The sequence below is a fragment of the Aliiroseovarius lamellibrachiae genome (assembly GCF_018599245.1).
GTDB lineage: Bacteria > Pseudomonadota > Alphaproteobacteria > Rhodobacterales > Rhodobacteraceae > Aliiroseovarius > Aliiroseovarius lamellibrachiae.
Genome location: NZ_JAHEVJ010000010.1, coordinates 1 through 19,797 on the forward strand (window position 1 = coordinate 1; position 19,797 = coordinate 19,797).

General features: G+C 56.1%; 18 protein-coding genes, 1 tRNA gene and 2 pseudogenes. 10 read left to right on the top strand and 11 right to left on the bottom strand.

Annotated elements, in window-relative coordinates; translation table 11 throughout:
* A pseudogene (locus KKW20_RS15385) lies at positions 1-123 on the top strand (IS66 family transposase zinc-finger binding domain-containing protein); the annotation flags it as partial.
* A gap of 40 nt (positions 124-163) precedes the next feature.
* On the opposite strand, the pseudogene KKW20_RS16670 reads toward KKW20_RS15385, so the two are convergent.
* The 7 genes and pseudogenes from KKW20_RS16670 to KKW20_RS15420 form a co-directional block, all read right to left on the bottom strand.
* Positions 164-556, bottom strand: a pseudogene (locus KKW20_RS16670) (type IIL restriction-modification enzyme MmeI); the annotation flags it as partial.
* 280 nt (positions 557-836) lie between these two features.
* Positions 837-1,244 carry a hypothetical protein gene (locus KKW20_RS15395; RefSeq protein ID WP_214568805.1) on the bottom strand — a complete coding sequence of 136 codons (408 nt, stop codon included), beginning with the start codon at positions 1,242-1,244 and terminating at the stop codon, positions 837-839.
* Positions 1,245-1,723: 479 nt separating this feature from the next.
* On the bottom strand, positions 1,724-4,498 hold the full coding sequence (locus KKW20_RS15400; RefSeq protein ID WP_214568806.1) for an AAA family ATPase: 2,775 nt from the start codon (positions 4,496-4,498) through the stop codon (positions 1,724-1,726).
* On the bottom strand, positions 4,443-4,658 hold the full coding sequence (locus tag KKW20_RS15405; RefSeq protein WP_214568807.1) for a helix-turn-helix transcriptional regulator: 216 nt from the start codon (positions 4,656-4,658) through the stop codon (positions 4,443-4,445). Before KKW20_RS15405 ends, KKW20_RS15400 begins: the two co-directional genes overlap by 56 nt.
* Positions 4,659-4,962: 304 nt before the next feature.
* Positions 4,963-6,162 (bottom strand): tyrosine-type recombinase/integrase, encoded by a 1,200-nt coding sequence (locus KKW20_RS15410; RefSeq protein WP_214568808.1) that lies wholly within the window; start codon positions 6,160-6,162, stop codon positions 4,963-4,965.
* Between the two features lie 644 nt (positions 6,163-6,806).
* Entirely contained in the window at positions 6,807-7,592 is a 786-nt protein-coding gene (locus tag KKW20_RS15415; RefSeq protein WP_214568809.1) for an RlmE family RNA methyltransferase, read from the bottom strand.
* Positions 7,592-8,704 carry a Ppx/GppA phosphatase family protein gene (locus KKW20_RS15420; protein WP_214568810.1) on the bottom strand — a complete coding sequence of 371 codons (1,113 nt, stop codon included), beginning with the start codon at positions 8,702-8,704 and terminating at the stop codon, positions 7,592-7,594. The genes KKW20_RS15415 and KKW20_RS15420 overlap by 1 nt, the downstream gene beginning before the upstream one ends.
* Positions 8,705-8,983: 279 nt before the next feature.
* Between KKW20_RS15420 and KKW20_RS15425 the strand changes: the two genes are divergently transcribed.
* The 4 genes from KKW20_RS15425 to KKW20_RS15440 all read left to right on the top strand — a co-directional run bounded on the left by KKW20_RS15425 (position 8,984) and on the right by KKW20_RS15440 (position 11,749).
* Entirely contained in the window at positions 8,984-9,280 is a 297-nt protein-coding gene (locus KKW20_RS15425; RefSeq protein ID WP_214568811.1) for a virulence factor, read from the top strand.
* Positions 9,281-9,314: 34 nt separating this feature from the next.
* On the top strand, positions 9,315-10,250 hold the full coding sequence (locus KKW20_RS15430) for a methylenetetrahydrofolate reductase (protein ID WP_214568915.1): 936 nt from the start codon (positions 9,315-9,317) through the stop codon (positions 10,248-10,250).
* A gap of 3 nt (positions 10,251-10,253) precedes the next feature.
* Positions 10,254-11,327, top strand: a complete 1,074-nt coding sequence (locus KKW20_RS15435) for a dihydropteroate synthase (RefSeq protein WP_214568812.1) — start codon at positions 10,254-10,256, stop codon at positions 11,325-11,327.
* A 269-nt stretch (positions 11,328-11,596) separates the two neighbouring features.
* Positions 11,597-11,749: a hypothetical protein gene (locus tag KKW20_RS15440; protein ID WP_214568813.1), complete on the top strand. Its 153-nt coding sequence runs from the start codon at positions 11,597-11,599 to the stop codon at positions 11,747-11,749.
* Between the two features lie 207 nt (positions 11,750-11,956).
* On the opposite strand, the gene KKW20_RS15445 is transcribed toward KKW20_RS15440, so the two are convergent.
* A complete protein-coding gene (locus KKW20_RS15445; protein ID WP_214568814.1) occupies positions 11,957-12,283 on the bottom strand; it encodes a hypothetical protein in 327 nt (108 codons plus the stop codon).
* A gap of 238 nt (positions 12,284-12,521) precedes the next feature.
* Positions 12,522-13,079: a hypothetical protein gene (locus KKW20_RS15450; protein WP_246534642.1), complete on the bottom strand. Its 558-nt coding sequence runs from the start codon at positions 13,077-13,079 to the stop codon at positions 12,522-12,524.
* A 139-nt stretch (positions 13,080-13,218) separates the two neighbouring features.
* Between KKW20_RS15450 and KKW20_RS15455 the strand changes: the two genes are divergently transcribed.
* The 5 genes from KKW20_RS15455 to KKW20_RS15475 all read left to right on the top strand — a co-directional run bounded on the left by KKW20_RS15455 (position 13,219) and on the right by KKW20_RS15475 (position 18,038).
* On the top strand, positions 13,219-13,545 hold the full coding sequence (locus tag KKW20_RS15455) for a hypothetical protein (protein ID WP_214568815.1): 327 nt from the start codon (positions 13,219-13,221) through the stop codon (positions 13,543-13,545).
* Positions 13,546-13,795: 250 nt separating this feature from the next.
* The gene (locus KKW20_RS15460; protein WP_214568816.1) at positions 13,796-14,944 is read left to right on the top strand and encodes a CaiB/BaiF CoA transferase family protein; all 1,149 of its coding nucleotides are present in this window, start codon (positions 13,796-13,798) and stop codon (positions 14,942-14,944) included.
* A gap of 266 nt (positions 14,945-15,210) precedes the next feature.
* The gene (locus KKW20_RS15465; protein ID WP_214568817.1) at positions 15,211-17,274 is read left to right on the top strand and encodes an ASKHA domain-containing protein; all 2,064 of its coding nucleotides are present in this window, start codon (positions 15,211-15,213) and stop codon (positions 17,272-17,274) included.
* A 102-nt stretch (positions 17,275-17,376) separates the two neighbouring features.
* Positions 17,377-17,450, top strand: a tRNA-Gly gene (locus tag KKW20_RS15470).
* 63 nt (positions 17,451-17,513) lie between these two features.
* Entirely contained in the window at positions 17,514-18,038 is a 525-nt protein-coding gene (locus KKW20_RS15475) for an acyl-CoA thioesterase (RefSeq protein WP_214568818.1), read from the top strand.
* A gap of 148 nt (positions 18,039-18,186) precedes the next feature.
* On the opposite strand, the gene KKW20_RS15480 is transcribed toward KKW20_RS15475, so the two are convergent.
* Both KKW20_RS15480 and KKW20_RS15485 read right to left on the bottom strand, forming a co-directional pair.
* Complete coding sequence (locus tag KKW20_RS15480) at positions 18,187-18,975, bottom strand: hypothetical protein (protein ID WP_214568819.1); 789 nt, start codon at positions 18,973-18,975, stop codon at positions 18,187-18,189.
* The gene (locus KKW20_RS15485) at positions 18,972-19,790 is read right to left on the bottom strand and encodes a sulfite exporter TauE/SafE family protein (RefSeq protein WP_214568820.1); all 819 of its coding nucleotides are present in this window, start codon (positions 19,788-19,790) and stop codon (positions 18,972-18,974) included. Before KKW20_RS15485 ends, KKW20_RS15480 begins: the two co-directional genes overlap by 4 nt.
* Between the last annotated feature and the right edge of the window lie 7 nt (positions 19,791-19,797).

Below are 19,797 nucleotides of genomic sequence, written 5' to 3' on the forward strand. Positions count from 1 at the left end.
GTGATTGGTGAGGATACGTCGGAGCGGTTGGACATCATCCCTGCCCAATTCCGCGTGATTGTCACCCGCCGCCCGAAGTATGCTTGTCGCTCCTGCACGAACGGAGTCGTCCAAGCGCCCGCACATCGAACTCGGACTCCGATAGCTGCTTGGTCTTGCTCAGCCCCGCTAACGGCCAGAAGAAAACGAAGTGGTTGGGGAAATCTTCATAGGTGCAGGAAACCGTTTCGCCTGTGGAGAGGTCCTCAGCTTCAAATGTCTGACCGTCGGTGGCCAACAGGAAGCGAACTTTGTTACGCTTCGTCTCGGTCGCTTTGCTGTCACGCAGGGTCGTCAAGGTTTGTGGGACTTGGCCAACGTCACAGGTCTTGAGGTGGATGTGATTTACCTGAAGAACGCCCTCGATATCAGATTTGTTGGACACCCCTTTGCGCAGCTTCTTAATGGTAGCTCCCTTATTCCCAAACGATTCAAGGAAAGCGAATGGAAACTCAGCCGCATCAAAGGGTTGGTCAGCCAAAACAGTGATGGCCTGTTCAATTTCGACAGCGTTCAATTGGTCTCACCCGTTCAAATTACTTCGTGCAGCCCGCAGCTTAGTTCGGTCTGATCTGGATGACGCGATTAATGCACAACTTGGTTGGCAGGCACAATGTCATTCCAAGACAAACAAAACACCAACTATATCAACAGGAAGGTTAACCGCTTATGTCCGGTGACAACCCCTAAGCCCGACATAATTAGTAAAGAGTTCTTACAAGACAGCGCCAACAAAACGCCCCGCGAGTGCGGGGCACTTCATATTGGCTGTCATGCTCCGCGCCTCATTAAGAGCGCTAAGAGCGAGCCGCCGTCGCCGCAAAACCCATCTGAGAGCGCATCAAAGCCATGGGTGAGACGCTAAACTCTTCCGCCCACTGTAAAAAACCCCACATAATCTCACAAAAGCGCTCTTCAGCCCCAGCCGGACCTTTAGGAAGTGGCGGAACGCCTGCCCCATCGAGAATAAAGACTCCCGGCTGGGAGCGACCACTGGCAAGATCTGGGCGGCGGACAATCACAAGAACGGAAGTCGCATCCTTAGGAATTTGGACGTCGCACGCCATGCCCAGCTGTGGCACATCGGTGGCACACCCGGATAGCCAACCTGCCTTAGACACGCCTTGCAAGGCAGAAACGGGCAAGCACGTGATCCGGAATTCACGTTCGGGACGTTGATCAAACCAACGCTGTGCATTTTTCATCCATGGGTGCGGGGTGTTTTGGGTCTGCTTGGACAAAACATGTCCTTTCGGTTTGTTAAGTTTGGTCGCGGACCGGGCGGCGTCCACGGCAATTAAATTTGCGCCCTTGATTTGAGATCTGGCCATTTCCTATCTGCAGATGTGCTGTTGGTACCGCTTTCAGTTGGCTATTAAAGTCGGATATTGATGCCCTGCCAAACCGCCCTGACTTGCGCGCGTTAGAAAAGGATTGAGAGGGGATTTCCACAGTCCGAACAAGCAACTGAGGAAACATTCGACTGGTTCCGGCAGACGGCATTTTCTTCCACCACAGTAGTTTCGCCCTATGGTAAAACCACCGTGGTGGAGGGTGCGCTTTAAAGCGCGCGCACCTCCGCCCCGTTTGGTATTTTCAAAGCCGCCCCACAGTCGTCCACATTTAACTGTGGAACTGAGGATGCCCCGCTGCCGGAGGCTAATACTGTGGCCGTTGGTAACCATTAAACAGCCAAGCCCATGGTGGTGTCGATGTCCTCGCATTCGATAGCGGGGTTTCCAGTTTCAACATATTGCACGGGGCGTCCGGCTCGCCCGTCATGGTGCTCCACGACCTTTAATCCACCGTTGCTCAGCCAACCGTTAAGCATGTCTTTAGCACTTTGAAAGTTAACGGCTTGTTCTGGGGTTCGCTCTTCTGCCTTCAAGCCCCTACCAGCATCCATCCCCAGCGTATCTGCAATCAACCAGCCGACCCAATCCCCAGCACGATAATCTGCACGTGGCCTTTTCGTTGCGCTCATGATTGCGGCCTGCATTCGGTAAAGGTCGTTTGGAGTTCCCTCGACTGGGCCGGGCGGCACCCAATCCTCCACCACAACAACACTATCACCTACAGGATAATCCCGCGTGGCGTTGCCCAATGACACAGGCGTGAGGCGACGCCAGCAGGCAGCTTGAAGGGGGGCCAAATTTGCTTTCCCGTTTGCCACACGCACATAGCTGTGGCGTTCATCCTCGGGAATTCGCAGCTTTTTTGCCTCATTGGTGGTCATGCGGACCACCTGCCTGACATTGCGCGCCCCATCCACAATAGCGGACGCGCCCCGCGCAGCATTCGCCCCGGCAGTGTCCATATCCGATCCAGCAGCTTTCGATGTGTGATGGACCAAAACGATGGCTGCGCCGGTCTTTTCTGTAATGTCGCGCAAGACACCGAGCAGGATGTTCGCAGCGGTATTGTCATTTTCTGGAAGGGTGTGGATCGCCCCAAGTGGGTCCAAAACCAACACGTCCACCTGCGCACCGCACATGGCATCAACAAGCCCGTCTACACATTCCTGCACGACTTCGGGGCCATCGCGCCCTGCCCGAACCAGACACAAGGGCAGTTCACGGCCTGACGTGACAAACAGCCTCCCGCCCAATTCAGCGTCCGAAACCATGTGGTGCATTAGCACAGCAGCTAGACGGCGGTGTTGTTCGTCTTTGGGGTCTTCCGCATTATGAACCCAAACTTTAAGCGGGTGGTGGGGCGCGTCCCCATTGAAAAGCGCTTTTCCAGACGCCATAGCCACTGCCTCGGCCATCATGAGTGCAGACTTGCCCGCTCCACCCGGAGCAACCACTACCGAAATGAAGCCTGCGAAGACAACTTGACCATAAAGACGTGCGCGCGGGGAGATTTGTGAGGGCGCAGGGGAAACGGCCGGAGACAGCGTGAAATTCGACCATGCTTGCTGCATCGCGACACTGCCTTGCTCGACATGGCTGGTGTTGCCGCGTGCGCAAGCAGCGGCCAAGGTAGAAAGGGTCGACATATGCGCATAGTCCTGTTGAGTGAGAGGTGAGCCTGCGAACGCAGCCTGAGCCTCGACAGTTTTTACCGCCTCAACGCCTGCCGGGTTGGTCCGATCTAACGCCTGCATGAGCGTACCCCAACCTGTGTGCGGGTCGCGGCAAGTGTCCCAAAACTCTGCGTCTTTTTCGGGAACACTGAATGCACAACGCGCGGACCAGCTCAGAAACAATTCTCGACCCTCAGCATCCAAACCGGCCTCCTGTGCCGCACCCTTGATGGCATGACCGATGCTCGCCCACTCGCCGCGACTATCAAAAGGGCCATCATTGGGCAGTTGCGCCAGCAGCATACGCAAGGCCTCTAAGCTGGGCGCAGGTCTGCCCCTCTTTGGCGCTCCGCTCGCACCGAGGGAGCTAGAGACCAGAGCAGCAATGCTATGAGCATTCCCTTTTCTTTGCACACCGGGTAGCCCAAGGCGTTCCGCAATTGCCTTCACTTCACTGCATACAACTTCGAGCGACCGCGAGACGGCTGTTTTGCAAGGAACGTCCAGAGGCAAAGCAAACTGCGTGACGTTGCCCCGTTTAAGTTTGCTCGCGCAGGGCAAGTTTACCGTGAAGGGCATGCGAGCGATACGCGCGGGATCAGACATATTGTCAGCCCCAAGACGTTGCATGGCGTCTTTGAGCGGCGCTGCGGCCACCCGCACCGCATCAGTTCCATCCATGCCATCCAAAGCCAGATGCACGTGAAAACCGTTGCCGCTGTTCAGGACAGAGACAGGGGCAAGCGAGCGCAGAGCCTCCAGCGTCCGCGCCCAACCCGGATCCACATCTGGCGCGTCTTTGTTGTCGAGGTCAAAAAACACTGCCCGTCGCGCAATCACGTCGACACTGTTGGCAGATCTAGCCGTTCCTACTAAATCCGCTTTGCGCGGGTTCACCCCAAAATACAGATTCCGAAGACCATTGTAGCGACGAATGAAGGTAGCCATTTTTTCGCGCTCGTCAGAATCTCCCAAGCAACCATTGTAAGAAACGCCTCCCCCTGCCGGATCTAGCGCACGCAACTCAACAGTGTCATTTGGCTGGAAATGATCGGCGAGGACCGCCAGAGAGCGCTCAGCAGCTACACCTCTTGTTAGCGCTTCGTTCAAAGCTTGCGGCAAAGCATCTGCGGCAATCGCTCCGACTGCAAATGCACTTTTAATATTATCCCTCTCGGCGAAGGAAATCAGCCCGCGTTCAGCGGTAATTGTGAACACAGCCAAAAGACCGTGATCAGCGTTGCCGGGTTGTGCGAATGAAGAGTTTTCGCTAGGGTCGAATGACATAAGTAGACTCCTTTCGTGGGCAAATTTTTGGAAGGTCAGCCCCACGAACCGAGGCTGGCCTTTTAAATTTTTGAGATACGGTGAGGGCTTACACAGCGGCGTGACTGTCGGCTTTGCGTGCTTCAATCCAGTCGGCGATTGCATGCTCGCTCCAACGGGACGCACGCCCAATCTTGACGGGTTTTGGAAACTCACCAGCGGCCATTTTCTTGTAAATTGCACCGATCTGAAAACCGACCATGGAAATTACATCTTCACGGGTAAGAAGGCGGTCATTGTGGGCATTGCGGGGGGCGTCGATCATCACACGATTTCCAATTTATTGTTGGGATACCGGAGTAGAATCAGGTGATTTTCTGTGAGCGTCAATGACAATTACAGATATTTATCAATAGCTTATCTGACAGATCAGACAGATATTAAATATTATTCAACAAAGTCAGCGCATTCCAGAGGCCCAAAAAACTGTGTTTTTTTAGCTTCATAAATTTCAAGCCTGACAGGGCAGTCAAACTTTCTGACTACCCTGTCAAATGAAATTTGGGGAGTCGCACTTTGGGATGCGCTATGCCCCGACCGAAGGGCGAATCAAAACCACTTTTCCGGCTTCATCTCCCATATTTTTCACCACCCAAGAATGCAGCCCAAACATCCATCATTTCACGACGCTTCACGACGGCCTGTTCCCGGCGATATGCGCGTTCGGTGCCGCCCAGAGCATGTGCCAGTGCTTCCTCGGCCAGCTCGCGGGGGAAATGTGTTTCAGACCCAGCCCAATCCCGAAACGTCGAACGAAATCCATGCGGGACGTATTCCCCCAATTCCATACGACGCATAACAGCCCGGATAGTCATGTCTGACATGGGCCTATTCTCTTTAGCCCCCTCAAACACGTAGCTATCTGCAGTCGGGTCAGTCAGGCGCAGTCGCTTCGTTTGTTCGAGAATATCCAAAGCGCGCTCTGAAAGTGGCACTACATGCGGTCTCCGCATTTTCATTCTACCTGCTGGGATGTTCCACAGTTTTGCTTCCAGATCGAATTCTGACCAGTGGGCAAGCCTGACCTCCCCTGACCGCGCTGCGGTCAACACGAGGAATTCCAGAGCAAAAGCACCCATGCTCTCTTTGCTCCGCAACGCCTGAATAAATGCTGGCATGTCTTTGCGCGGCAACGCTGGGCGGTGACCGCCTGTCAATTTGCGTGGTGCTGAAAGAGTTGCGTTGAACAATGACCAACGGGCCGGGTTGTCCCTCTGATATGCACCGTTCTGAATGGCGTGATCGAACAAATTCTCAAGCCGCCCTCGGAGGCGCGACGCGGAAACGTGCTTGGTCTCCCACATTGGTTTGAGTAATTCAAGAATGTCCTGCCGGGTGATATCTGCAAGAGGTTTAGCCGCCAGAGGGGCAGCATATTTGCGAAGCGACATACCCCATTGCGCGATGTGCTTTGGATTTGAAAAATTTTGCGTTTTCCACGGCAAGAATGTGTCCACGTAGTCCGCAAACGTAATTTGACTGGCGCGCTCAACCGTCCGGCGCTCCGCATCTGCAATCGGGTCCACGCCCGCTGCAATCAAATCCCGTGCAGCGGCAACTTTCAGTCGGGCATGAGCTAGCGTCGTTCCGGGGTAACTGCCCTGCCCCATTTCTCTTTGAGACTGGCCTTTCATCTTAAAGCGAAACACCCAGCGCTTATGGCCACCAGCAGTGACACGCAGGGACAAGCCACCTCCATCGCTCAGGCTTTTTCCGGGGGCCGCGTTCTTTATTTGTTGCGCGGTCAGGCGGTGAAGCGTCTTTGTCATTTTCCAATTCCTTGATGCAATTGATTAAGTCCGAACTGGACACACAGAAATTTCTACTTCGGCAATGCGATAGCACCGGAAATCCGATCTTTGTTGTTCGCAAAGATCTAGACGATGAGCGGATTTGATTGCACGAGGCTCTCTCTTACTGGTTGGGGTTTATGCCCCTAACATGCCCCTAATATTTAGGGGCAGCAAGTGAAATTCAGTGAACCGACATAAAATCAGTAAGGATCTAAATCCATATATAATCCTGATAAACAACAACTAAATAGAGTTTAATGTAAGTCTATGGAGTTATTAGTGGCGGACTGTCTCTCCGCCATTTACAAACAAATTGAGCACAGCTGCGCCCTCGGCTTATCGGACGACGATCGCGCGCTTTCTTAATAAACGCAGGCCACGGATGTGGATCATTACGCCCCCACCACAATTTCATCCACAAATGATCATTGGATAAAGGGCGATCAGGATCCGCCGGTTTGGCGCGCATCTGTCACTTGGCTGAACCCAGCGTCTATGGATCAGTGGAAATTGGTCTTGTCCTGCGCGGATGACGCAGACCTGGTGTGGTCGGTTCCCCGGACGCGGGTGTCCGACCACAGCCAAAGTGGCACGCGCCTGACGCACTCAGCCGTCACCGCTCAGGCCTTAAACCCGGTCGCCACCACAAATTTCTCAGAACTGTCTGAACGGCTCGACGGGGGTTTCATATATTGAACCTTCTTGAACCTCATGCGCAACAACTTTTGCAGCTCTGCTTCGGCGCCGCCCGCCAGAACCTTGGCGACAAAAGTCCCGCCATCATCCAGCACATCAAAGGCAAAATAAGCCGCCGCCTCGCACAGCGCCATGATCCGAAGGTGATCGGTTTGCTTGTGGCCAGAACTGGACGCGGCCATGTCAGACATCACCACATCCGCCTTGCCACCCAACAGCTCTTTCACCTTTAGGTCAGCGTCATTTTCCATGAAATCAAGCTGGTGGAACTCCGCCCCTGCCAGCCCTTCGACCTCTTGCAAATCAATGCCCAGAAAACGCCCGGTGCGCTTGCCCGGTTTTTCGCCAAGCGCATTGATGCGCGGCACGGCAACCTGTGCCCAACCGCCCGGCGCACAGCCCAGATCAACAACCCGCGCGCCATTGATCAAAAAGCGGAATTTATCGTCGAGTTCCATGATCTTATAGGCCGCGCGACCGCGATAACCTTCGGCGCGCGCGCGTTGCACATAGGGGTCGTTTAACTGGCGCTGCAACCAACGGGTCGACGAATTGCGGCGACCGCGCGCCGATTTCACCTTCACCGTCAGATCCCGCTGTCCCCGACCCGAGCTTTTGCGCGCCCGTTTGGAATAGGTCTTGCCTGTCCCCGGCGTACCCGTTCCAGAGGTTTCACCCGAATTTCCGTTATCGTCCGTACCGTCTGACATCAAAAAGGCCCATCTTCCAAAACACCGTCCGAAGACATCTGCGAATAAAGAATGCCCTCTCTAAGGCCCCGATCCGCAACAGACAAGCGATCCGTGGGCCAAATCCGCAAAAGCGCCTGTAAAATCGCAGCCCCCGACATGATCAACGACTGACGATCCCGGCCAATATGGCTGTTCATGCGCCGTCCTTGTGGCCCAAGCGCAAGATATCCCTGAATGACCCGCTCGATCTGATCCGAGGTCATGCGCAGCCCATCCACCTTGGTGCGGTCATAGCGGCGCAGGCCCAGGTGGGTCGCCGCCACCGTCGTCACGGTGCCCGATGTGCCGATGATCTGAAACCCTTCGCGGGGGGGCTCGTGATAAAACGGGCTGAACCCGGCCAGTTGTTCCTCAAAATGCACCGACATCAGCGCATAACGCCCGCTGTCATCCTCAACATCGTCAAACATCTCGCGCAGGGTCGCCACGCCCAAAGGCACCGAAATCCAATCCACCACAGAGGCGGCCGGAAACGGGCTGGCCCCGCCGACAAACCCACGCCCCATGCGCATGATCGACCGGGGGCGTTCCAAGGGGGGGACTTTTGACAGATCAAGCCAAACCAGTTCGGTTGACCCGCCGCCAATATCCACCACCAGCAATTGTTCTGTGCGCGTGGACACCAAAGGCGCACAGGACACCACGGCCAAGCGCGCCTCTTCCTCAGGCTTGATAATCTCAAGCTTCAGACCGGTTTCGCGGCGCACATAATTCATGAAATTTTTGGAGTTTTGCGCCCGGCGACACGCCTCGGTTGCCACCAACCGCATCCGACCCACATCATGTTTGATCAGCTTTTTGCGGCAAATGCGCAGCGCCTGAACCGTGCGCGCCATAGACGCACGCGACAAGCGGCCAGAGGCCTCAAGCCCCTTGCCCAATTGAACAGACTTGGAAAAGCTGTCCACGACGTGAAACTGACTGCCCTTAGGTTGGGCAATCAACATACGACAACTGTTTGTGCCAAGATCCAAGGCCGCATAAAGCGCACTGGGATCCGGGGTTTTCGGCGCGGGGGTTCGGACCGCTTTTGGGAACGCGCCCGCACCATCGGGACGCTTGGGCGCCATGACAACACGCCCTCCATTTCAAGTTACCCTATAGATAGGCCCGCGCGCGTGCATAAGCAATCCCCAGCAACCTGCGCGCTTATAATCATCTTGAGAAGAATTCACAGGGTTTCGCCGCTTTTATCGCGGTCAAACCATAGCCGCAGAGGGCAAATTCTCTTATGTGGGGGCGCAAAGGCGACAACGCGTCGCTAGTGATCATCGCCATGTCGAAATCCGCCCCTAACATCTGAACGGCGCGTTTTAGAACGGACGAAGTAGTTAAAGGGAGAATCGCAAATGCCTGACGTCACGATCGTTTATTGGCGGGATATGCCCGCACAAGTTATCGTCGGCAAAGGTCGTCGGGGTGCCAAGGCCCCCCTGCCCGAGCGATTTGAACAGGCCATTGACCGGGCCGCCATGAAAATCGGCGCACGCGACAGCGACGCCTATTTGGCGGAATGGCGCAAGGCTGCCCCTTATACTGTTGAGGGAGACCCGCAAGAGATTGCCAAGGCCGAAGCCGCACGCATCGACGCGGAATATGATCAGGAGCGTCTAAAAGCGCTTATTGCCAACGATGGCCAGGCATAAATAAATGCCTTGGCCCAAGCTGATGGAGGCAGCCATGGCGCTGTTGAATTTCCGTAAAAAGACGTCCGAAGATGTCAAAACCTCAAGCCCCGAGCTTCAGGCCTTTTTGAAAGGCTACTCGATCGAGGTGATGCCGCGCACGGCCGCAAAAGTGGAAGATTTCCGCGACCTGCTGCCCCAAGGCACCCGCGTTTACGTGGCCCATATCGAAGGCACCCCAATCGAGGAAATGGTTGAAACCGCCAAGCGGATCAACGGCGAAGGCTATGAGGTGATGCCCCATTTCCCCGCCCGTATCATCAAAGATGAGGCCACTTTGGCCGATTGGATCGCGCGTTACCAAGGTGAAGCCAATGTGAAACAAGCCCTGCTTTTGGCCGGTGGCGTGGCACAGCCGCATGGCGATTTCCATTCCTCGATGCAGCTTTTGGAAACCGGTCTTTTTGATAAGGCAGGCTTTACCCACCTGAACGTCGCGGGCCACCCCGAGGGCAACAAAGACATTGACCCTGATGGATCCCACAAAAACGTCGAAGACGCGCTGCGTTGGAAACAGAAATTCTCTGAAACCACGGATGCCAAAATGGCGCTGGCGACCCAGTTTGCCTTTGAGGCCGGCCCGATCATCAAATGGGTTGAAGACATGCAAGAGGCGGGCATCAACATTCCCGTGCATATCGGCATCGCTGGCCCCGCCAAACTGCAGACCCTGATCAAATTCGCGATCGCTTGCGGCGTTGGCCCCTCGCTGAAAGTGCTGCAAAAGCGCGCGATGGATGTCTCAAAACTGCTGTTGCCGTATGAGCCGACCGAGGTGTTGAACGAGCTGGCCGCCCACAAAGCCGCCAACCCCGATTTCAACATCACCAAAGTTCACTTCTTCCCACTGGGTGGGATCAAAACCAATGCAAATTGGGCCATCAACAACGGCGGCGCGAACACCGCCCCCGTAAATGCAAACAAGGGCTGACCCATGACCAAGACCATCGTAGAATCCGGCACTAAAACGGCCATTATCGGCTTTGATCAGCCCTTTGCCGTGATTGGCGAACGCATCAACCCCACGGGCCGCAAGATCCTGAACGCGGAACTGGAAGCGGGTGATTTTTCCCGCGTTGAGGCGGACGCCTTGGCACAGGTTGCCGCGGGTGCCACCATCCTTGACATCAACTCGGGCGCTGTGTTCTCGGGCAAAATGGCCGAAGATCCCCGCTATGCGGACAACAACTTTGTGGAACCCACATTGATGCGTCAGCTGGTTGAGGTGGTTCAGGCCGTGACCGATTGCCCGCTGTGTATCGACAGCTCGGTGCCCGGCGCGCTTGAGGCAGGCCTTGCCGCCGCCAATGGCCGCCCACTTTTGAACTCGGTCACCGGCGAAGAAGAACGACTGGAACAGGTTCTGCCGCTGGTCAAGAAATACAATGTGCCCGTGGTGGCAATTTCCAACGATGACACCGGGATTTCCGAAGACCCCGATGTGCGCTTTGCTGTGGCCAAGAAAATCGTTGAACGGGCCGCTGATTTCGGCATTCCGGCGCATGACATTGTGGTTGATCCGCTGGTGATGCCAATTGGCGCGATGGGCACCGCTGGTTTGCAGGTCTTTACCCTTGTGCGTCGTCTGCGCGAAGAGCTGGGCGTGAACACCACCTGTGGTGCGTCAAACATCTCGTTTGGTCTGCCCAACCGTCACGGCATCAACAACGCGTTTTTGCCAATGGCGATGGGGGCTGGCATGACCTCGGCGATTATGAACCCGGTTGCGATCCCGGTTGGCCCCAAGAAGTTCGCTGAAAAACGTGCGGAAATCGAAGCCAAAGGCATCATCATTCCCGAAGGTATGGATGACGAAACCATCTGCGAAATCTTTGGCCTTGGATCGACCAAAGCCAAAGCTGGCAAGGAAATGGAGGCCATTCGCGCCGCCAACTTCCTGACCAACAACGATGATGGCGGGGCGGAGTGGATCAAGTTCAACTCGTCCAATTCCGGTGCGGCTGGGGCCGCTGGTGGGCGTCGCGGTGGTCGTCGTCGCCGCGCTTAATGCACCCCATTGTCTTTGACAGTGTAAGGGTTTGACAGTGTAAGGGCTCGCCTCGGCGGGCCCTTTTTCATGCCAGCCCCGCCGTAAACCCCGAGTTTTGCCGATCTCGCGGATCTGACCCTCACAGGCGATCCACCGCCCGAAATCCGATGCCCCCAACAGGCACCTTGCGTCTTGCGCCGATGCCCATATCGTCATGGCATAAACCCTAACGAAGAAGACCACGCACGCAAACACCCCCGTGCGGCAGCTAAAGGAAAGAGGTTCCAATGATGATTTTCAAAACCGCAAGCGTCCTGCTCCTTGCCGCAACCTTCGCCGGTTGTGCCCCAAAACCAGAGCCGATCCCCGCCCCGGCCCCAGTCACGCCCGACGTCACCTATGACAAGCTCGGCAATCCGGTTTATTCGGGCGCGTCCTGACCCAATCAGGTCAGACTTCGCTTAAAACCAGAAAGGCCCGCATCATGCGCGCCTTTCCAAGCTGAACACCCAATGCGACACGCGTTGGGAAATGCGATCCCCCCCCAGAATACGGGGGGTACATCGCGCGCAACTCTCATGGTTTTTGGTGTTTCCCGCACAAGCACGTATCGCGTGACCGCAGCATCACGGGAAACGCCAAACGCCTTAGCGGATGTCACAATGACCTTTGCCGTGAAATGAATTGCGATACCCCAACGGCGTTGCAACAATGCTGACGGCGCCCGTGGCCTTTTTGATAGATGCCCTGAACTTAAAGGCCACTGTTCGTTGATTGCTCTGGCTTCGGGTTCCCTTCACGACCCAGCGCAACATCATTTTATCGGCGCTGTCGCGGATCAGCGTGGAACTGTCAATTCGGCCGTTCAGTTGATCGGATGTCGGCTTTAACAGCTGAACCTCTTTGCTGTCGGTGTTGACCTTGACCAGGGCGACACGGGGTATCCAGCCGCCGCCGCGCGACAGGTCGGTCATTTTACAATCAAGTGTGACGGTTTCGGCAAAACTGGTGTTCGCAACACAAAACGCGAAAAAAGTGGCAAGCAATGCTAGGCGTGACATGGTTATCCTCCAACAAAATCAGTCGAAGGTCATCTATCAACGCCAGATTGATAAGTCCACAAGTTCAAAAGGTTACCGTAAAAATCGCGGCCACTTCACCTCACTTCAGGTGAGCGGCGCGCAATCGCTGCGCGCGTCGCTCACCGGTGGATCACTTCATCATCGCATCCATCGCCATCGGGGCATCGGTGGTGAAAATGTAATCCTCAGCCCCGGAATGACAGGCAATGCAGCCCACATCCGCCCCTTTGGCCACACGGCCCGCAAGGCGCATGCCTTTGGGGTTCATATCCAGCGACCCGTCGGGCAAGTATTTCGCCCAGAACCAGTTTTGGTTATCCTCGTCATAGCCTTTTTCACGCTGAAACATCACCGTATAGGCCCCCAGATGCTTGCCGGGATCCGCCAGCACCTGATCCACCTCTACCCCTTCCGGGCCGAAATTACGTTTTACAATCAAGGTGCCGGTGTGCCCCTGCACCTCGGCGCTGGAATAGAAAGTCTCAAGCATCATGCCGTGCGGTGCGACCCCCTCATAGGGAAAGCTGCGGATCATGCCGTCGCCTGCCAAACGCTGGGCCACCATTTGCGCCCACACGGCCTGCGCGTAATCCGCATCTGCGTCTGTGCCAAAGGGGCTGTCTTGGGCGATGCCCTGCCCGGCGATCCCGACGGCAAGGGCCGCGGCCATTGTTACACTGCGTATCATCACTTTTCCTCCACATGTTTCATGGGATCAGCCTAGCCAATGAAAAGATCACAGGTGCGCAACACTGATCACCTCTGCGCGACAGGACGTGACGAGGAGTGAATGGACAGGGCGGGCCGCGACACCGCACGCTGATCCCATGAAAAAACGTCTCAGGATACGATCGGCTCTGCTTCTTGCCAGCCTGCCTTTTTTGCCACAAACCGCCGCTGGCGAAAGCTGTGTGATCAACGGATCAAACCACAGCTATTTCTTTGCGGTCACCCAGAAAAACGCCCCGCGCCTGACCGCTCAGCTCGCGCCCAACGAAACCCTTTGCACCCCGCAAGTCACCGGTGCCACCGTCAGCGTCTATGAAACCGCCGAGGTGCAGGAAGGCTGTTCGCGCCTGGTGGGATCAAATCAAAGCGACACGCTGGTCACCTATGCGGAATTTGACCGATGCCGCTGGGCCTCTCACGAATAAGGCGCGTCCGGTGTTCTGTGCAGCATCCGATATCGTTGTTGCGTTGAGCGGTGCGAATGGCCACGCATCAGCAATCCGATGTTAGCGCGAAACGCGCGCAGGCCCAATTGACGCCTTTTCCCCGGCGGCATAGCGGCTATGCACCCAACACCCCAATAAAATTGATTTTCGTCAAAGTCCTTTAACCGCGCGAGCGCTAACTGGGTCATACACCGCGCGAACCCAAAGGACTTTTCCCGTGACAACACCCATGACCGCCCCCCTTAAAGGGATCACCATTGTCGACCTGACCCATGTTTTGGCCGGGCCTTATTGCTCGATGATCCTGTCCGATCTGGGCGCCACGGTGATTAAAGTAGAACAGCCCGGAACCGGCGATGACACCCGCCAATTTCCACCCTTTCGCGATGGGCATTCCGCCTATTTCGCCACCATCAACCGCGACAAGAAATCCATCGCGTTGAACCTGAAAGATGACGCAGACCGCGCTGTGTTTGAAGGAATTTTGGCGAAATCCGACGTGGTCATGGAAAACTATCGCCCTGGCGTGATGGAGCGTTTGGGCTATGGTTGGGACGACATTCACGCCAAACATCCACAGATCATTTACGGCGCTGTGTCGGGCTTTGGCCACACCGGACCTGAGGCCTTGAAGCCCGCCTATGACATGGTGGTGCAGGCGCGCGGTGGGGTGATGTCGATCACCGGCGAGAAGAACCGCGAACCGGTGCGTGTGGGGGCGTCTGTGGGGGATATTGTTGCGGGCATGTTCTTGGGGCATGGCTTGCTTGCTGCGCTTTATCAGCGCGAAAAAACCGGATTTGGGCAAAAAATCGACGTGGCCATGCTCGACAGTCAATTGGCGATTTTGGAACATGCGGTGGCGATCACCAATGAAACGGGCGTGGCACCGGGGCCTTCTGGTGCGCGCCACCCGTCGATTGCGCCGTTTGAAGCCTTCCATGCTGAAGATGGGCTGTTTGTGATTGCCTGTGGGAATGATGTCTTATTTTCAAAGCTTTGCGCTGAGCTGGGCAAACCGAAGCTGGCCAAACGTCCCGAGTTTGCGACCAACCTTGACCGGTGCCAAAACGTCATGCAGCTACGCCGGCGGATAGAGCTGATCACGCTGGAGCATCCCGCGGCCTATTGGATTGAAAAACTCAGCGCCGCCGGCATTCCCTGTTCGCCCATTCAAAATGTCGCACAAGTGATGCAGGATCCGCAAATTCTGGCCCGCAATATGGTGCTTGATCTGCCTGCGCCAGACGGGGGGAAACCGTTTAAAGCGGCGGGAAATCCGATTAAAATGGGTGCGATTGTGGATGAAAATGACCACTCTGCGGCCCCTCTTTTGGACCAGCATCGCGCGGAAATACTGGCCTGGTTGGCGGCATAAGGGGGCTGCACATTACGGATTAGGGGCGCTGGCTATTGTGGATTTTGGGGCGCTGCCCATTGTGGATTTAGGGGCGCTGCCCCTCGCCTTACAGGCTCACCCCGAGATATTTCTGGCAAGAAAAAGCAAGGGCCGTTGGGCGTGACCCGCTGTTTAACATGTGAAATCTGCCGCAAATTGACCAGTTGTGCCGCGGATTGACATTGCGCACGCCTGTGTCATGCGTAAGTTGATCAAAAATCAGCTTTACTCAGGACGCGCGCGACATGTCTCAGGAAAACACCTCTGGTTCCCCACAAGATCCTCTTGTGATTTTCACACCCTCTGGCAAGCGGGGCCGGTTTGCGGTTGGCACGCCGGTTTTAACGGCGGCGCGGCAATTGGGTGTGGATCTGGACAGCGTCTGTGGTGGGCGCGGGATTTGTTCAAAATGTCAGATCACGCCGAGCTATGGTGAGTTTTCCAAACACGGTGTGACCGTGCAGGAAGGCGCCTTGTCTGAGTGGAACAATGTTGAGCAGCGCTATGATGATATTCGCGGGTTGCCCAAGGGCCGCCGCTTGGGCTGTCAGGCAAAGGTCGAAGGTGACATTGTCATTGACGTGCCCCCCGAAAGCCAAGTTCACAAACAGGTGGTGCGCAAGCGGGCTGAGGTGCGCGATATCACGCTAAACCCCACCGTGCGCCTGACCTATGTCGAGGTGGAACAGCCCGACATGCACAAGCCATCGGGTGATTTGGAACGTCTGATCACCGCGCTGAAAGCCGCCACAGGGCATGCGCATATTGAGATAGACACCCATCTTTTGCGCCCCTTGCAGCCGATCCTGCGCAAGGGCGAATGGACCGTCACAGCCGCCATTCACGAAGGCCATTCCGGCGGCCATCCCCGCATTGTTGCGCTTTGGTCCGGGTATTTTGAGGGGCCGATTTATGGTCTTGCCGTGGATCTTGGCTCCACCACCATCGCCGGGCATTTGTGTGATCTGTCCACAGGCGAGGTTGTCGCCTCATCCGGGTTGATGAACCCGCAGATCCGTTTTGGCGAAGACCTGATGAGCCGCGTATCCTATGGGATGATGAACGCAGGCGGCGATCTGGAAATGACCGCTTCTGTGCGCGATGGGCTGAACCAACTTGTTGAAGACATTGCAAAAGAAGCGGATGCGGACAAAAGCCAAATCCTTGATTCGGTCTTTGTGATGAACCCGGTCATGCACCATCTTTTCATGGGCATTGATCCGTTTGAACTGGGCCAGGCCCCCTTTGCGCTGGCCACATCGGATGCGCTGGAATTAAGCGCATCTGAGATTGGGCTGAACATTGCGCCGGGCACGCGCACCTATATCCTGCCCTGTATCGCGGGCCATGTGGGCGCGGATGCGGCGGGCGTTGCATTGTCCGAAGCCCCCAATAAATCCGACGACCTTGTGCTGGTTGTGGATGTAGGCACCAACGCGGAAATCCTGTTGGGCGACAAACAGGGCGTGCTTGCCTGTTCGTCCCCCACCGGGCCCGCGTTTGAAGGCGCGCAGATCAGCTCGGGCCAGCGGGCCGCCCCCGGCGCAATTGAGCGTGTGGAAATTGACCCCGTGACCAAAGAGCCGCGCTTTCAGGTGATTGGATCGACCCTGTGGTCGGATGATCCCGAATTTGACACCGAGATCGCCACCACCGGTGTGACCGGCATTTGCGGGTCCGGCATTATCGAAGTGATCGCCGAAATGCGCATGGCCGGGCTGGTGGATGCCAGCGGGTTGATCGGATCAGCCGAGCAAACCGGCACCGATCGTTGCTTCCTTGACGGGCGCACCAATTCATACCGCGTGTGGGACGGCAACGAAGATCACCCCGCGATCACCGTCACAAATGGCGACATTCGCGCGATCCAAATGGCCAAGGCCGCGCTCTATTCCGGGGCGCGCCTGTTGATGGACAAACGCGGCGTGGAAAACGTCGACCGGGTGGTGCTGGCGGGGGCTTTTGGCGCGCATATTTCGTCCAAACACGCGATGGTTTTGGGCATGATCCCGGACGCGCCCTTGGACCGTGTGACCTCGGCCGGGAACGCGGCAGGCACCGGCGCGCGCATTGCGCTTTTGAACCGCGAGGCACGACGTGAGATCGAGACCCTTGTGCGCCAGATCGAGAAAATCGAGACCGCGGTTGAGCCAAGGTTCCAAGAGCATTTTGTAAATGCCTCCGCCCTGCCCAACGCCTCTGACCCCTTCCCCACGCTGCGCTCGGTTGTGGCGCTTCCGGAACCCAGCTTTAACACCGGTGGGGGCGATGGCGACGGTGGTGGACGCAGACGTCGTCGCCGGGGGTAAGCCTTGGCTGCACCAGTGGCGATCTGAGGACATCAAAAATATCTGCGGTGTCAGGGTTTCAACCTTGACGCCCGCGCCCCACTGTCATACCTCACCCCCATCGCGGGTGTAGCTCAATGGTAGAGCAGCAGCTTCCCAAGCTGAATACGAGGGTTCGATTCCCTTCACCCGCTCCAATCCCCCGCCAAATCGAACATGTCATCCGGCGACCGGGGTGTTTCAAATTGAGTAAGGTTTTTATGTCTGATCCAATCACCGCCCCCGCCCTAGATTTTAGCAATGACCCCTTTGCCCGTATTCCGCTGGTCACCCCGCTGAATGCGGCCCAAATGCAAACGGTCGGCGTGCCGGATGGCTGGCATTACGGCTTGGCGGATCGGGTGCGGTTTCACGAATTGGACGCTTTGAACCACGTCAACAACGTCGCCTATTTCCGTTGGTTTGAATCAATCCGCATCCCGTTTTTCGCCCATTACCATGTGTCGTCCTACACCGACGACGACCCACAAGTTGTGCTCGCCACCAACTATGCGCGCTATTTCAAGCCGATGCATCTGGGCGACAATTATGTGATTGCAACCCGCTGTAAATCCTTCCGCAACACCTCGTTTGTGATGGACTATGGCGTCTATGTGCAGGGGCAATTGATGTGCGGATCGGAAAGCGTGATTGTGACCTTGGACCAGGACGGCGTGACCAAGCGCAAACTGCGTGATGAAACCGTCGCGGCCTTTATGCGGGACGGGGCGGAAAACGCCGGTTAACTGCGGGCGAAAAATCGGCAGATTGGGCGCGGAAAACTTTAATGTTTTGCCATCTGCCCCTGTAAACTGTTTACAGTTTTGCCTTTGGGACCTTTAAAGAGTTTACAGTTTCCGGTTTGAAAACTTTAAAGAGTTTACAGTTTTGACCTTACGGTAAACTCAGCCAATCCTTGACGCCACCGGGCAGATCTGGCCGGAAATAGGCCACCATGCGCCCCTCTGGCGGCGCAACCGCCTTTGCCCCCCAAGGCGCCACACCGTGTAAGGTGAACCGGTGCATCAGATACGCCTCTCCCGGCGTGGCATGGACCACCCGGCGCGGGCAGCTCTCAAAGACCTTTTTGCGTGCGTTTACATAGGCTTCTGTGATATCATGGCGGCGCATATCCTTGGGCGCGACCCCGTAAAAGGCGGTCAACATGGCGCGGCGCATCACATGGTGTGAGCCCTCCCAAACCACCAAGGGGCTGGCGTCTTCTGAGGTGAAATTCAGTGGAATTCCAATGACATAGCCATGGGTCTCATCGACGCAACGGCGCCCATTGGACAGCTCGGGCTTGACCCCGTCCAAATGCGCCGCATCGCGGTTTTTACGAAACCTGTGGGCCGCGTCACTCTCATCTTTGTCCTGTTTGGGATAGCCCGGATAGGTGATCGAGATCTGCCCTTTATCAAGCGCATGCCAACCATATGTTTCATCAATAAATTCAAAGAGTTGACCACCTATCGCAGGGCCATTTTCAACCCGGCCTTCCCCATCATTTTCAAGCGCATTCACGCCAACAAACCATGTGCCACCGGCCCGCAACCAATGCGTTTGTTGGTGTGGATCCTCGGTCGCCGCAAGGGCATGCTCGCGCACCTGCGCCACCCAGTGTTCGATGGATTTCTCCGTCGGGAACCGCGCCCAACCAAGGGCAAAAAATGGATGTTTCAAAACCCCAAAGCCTTGCGCAACATGTTAAGCGCAACCAATGTCAGAAAGACAGCAAACACGCGTTTCAGCGGTTTTGGATCCATCGAATGCGCAATTTTCACGCCGTAAGGTGCTGTAATCATTGTCATTGTGATGATGAGCAGAAAGGCCGGAATATTCACCGCACCGATCGTCCATGGCGGGGTCACAGCGATATCAACAAACAGAAACCCGATCACTGACGGCACCGCGATGATCACCCCAAAGCCCGCCGCTGTCGCGACCGCGTTGTGAATTGGGCGGCCATGTAAGGTCATGGTCGGCACGCCGAAACTGCCGCCACCGATGCCCATCAGCACGGATAGAAATCCCAAAACAGGCGAGAGGATCGCGCGCTTCACACCCATTGGCATCTCGTGCGCCAGCCGCCATTCCGCGCGACCAAACCCAAGGTAAGCCCCTACAATCAAACCCAAAACACCGAAAATGCCTTGCAGGACAGTGGACCGCAAACCAGAGGCCACCAGCACACCAATCACCGCACCAACAACGATACCGGGGGCCCAGGATCGCAGAATGGTCCACTCTACCGCGCCTTTTTTGTTATGCGACAGGACCGATCGGACCGAGGTTACGATGATGGTCGCCAAAGAGGTCGCCAAACACACTTGCATCAGCTGGTCAGATCCATAGCCAAGTGTCGAGAATGTATAGAAAAAAGCCGGAACAAGGACGATCCCGCCACCGACGCCCAAGAGCCCCGCCAGCACGCCGGCAGAGCCGCCAATGACAAGCAAAAGCACCACCATCGGCAAAAGTTGGGTCAGTTCAGGCATTCGCCTC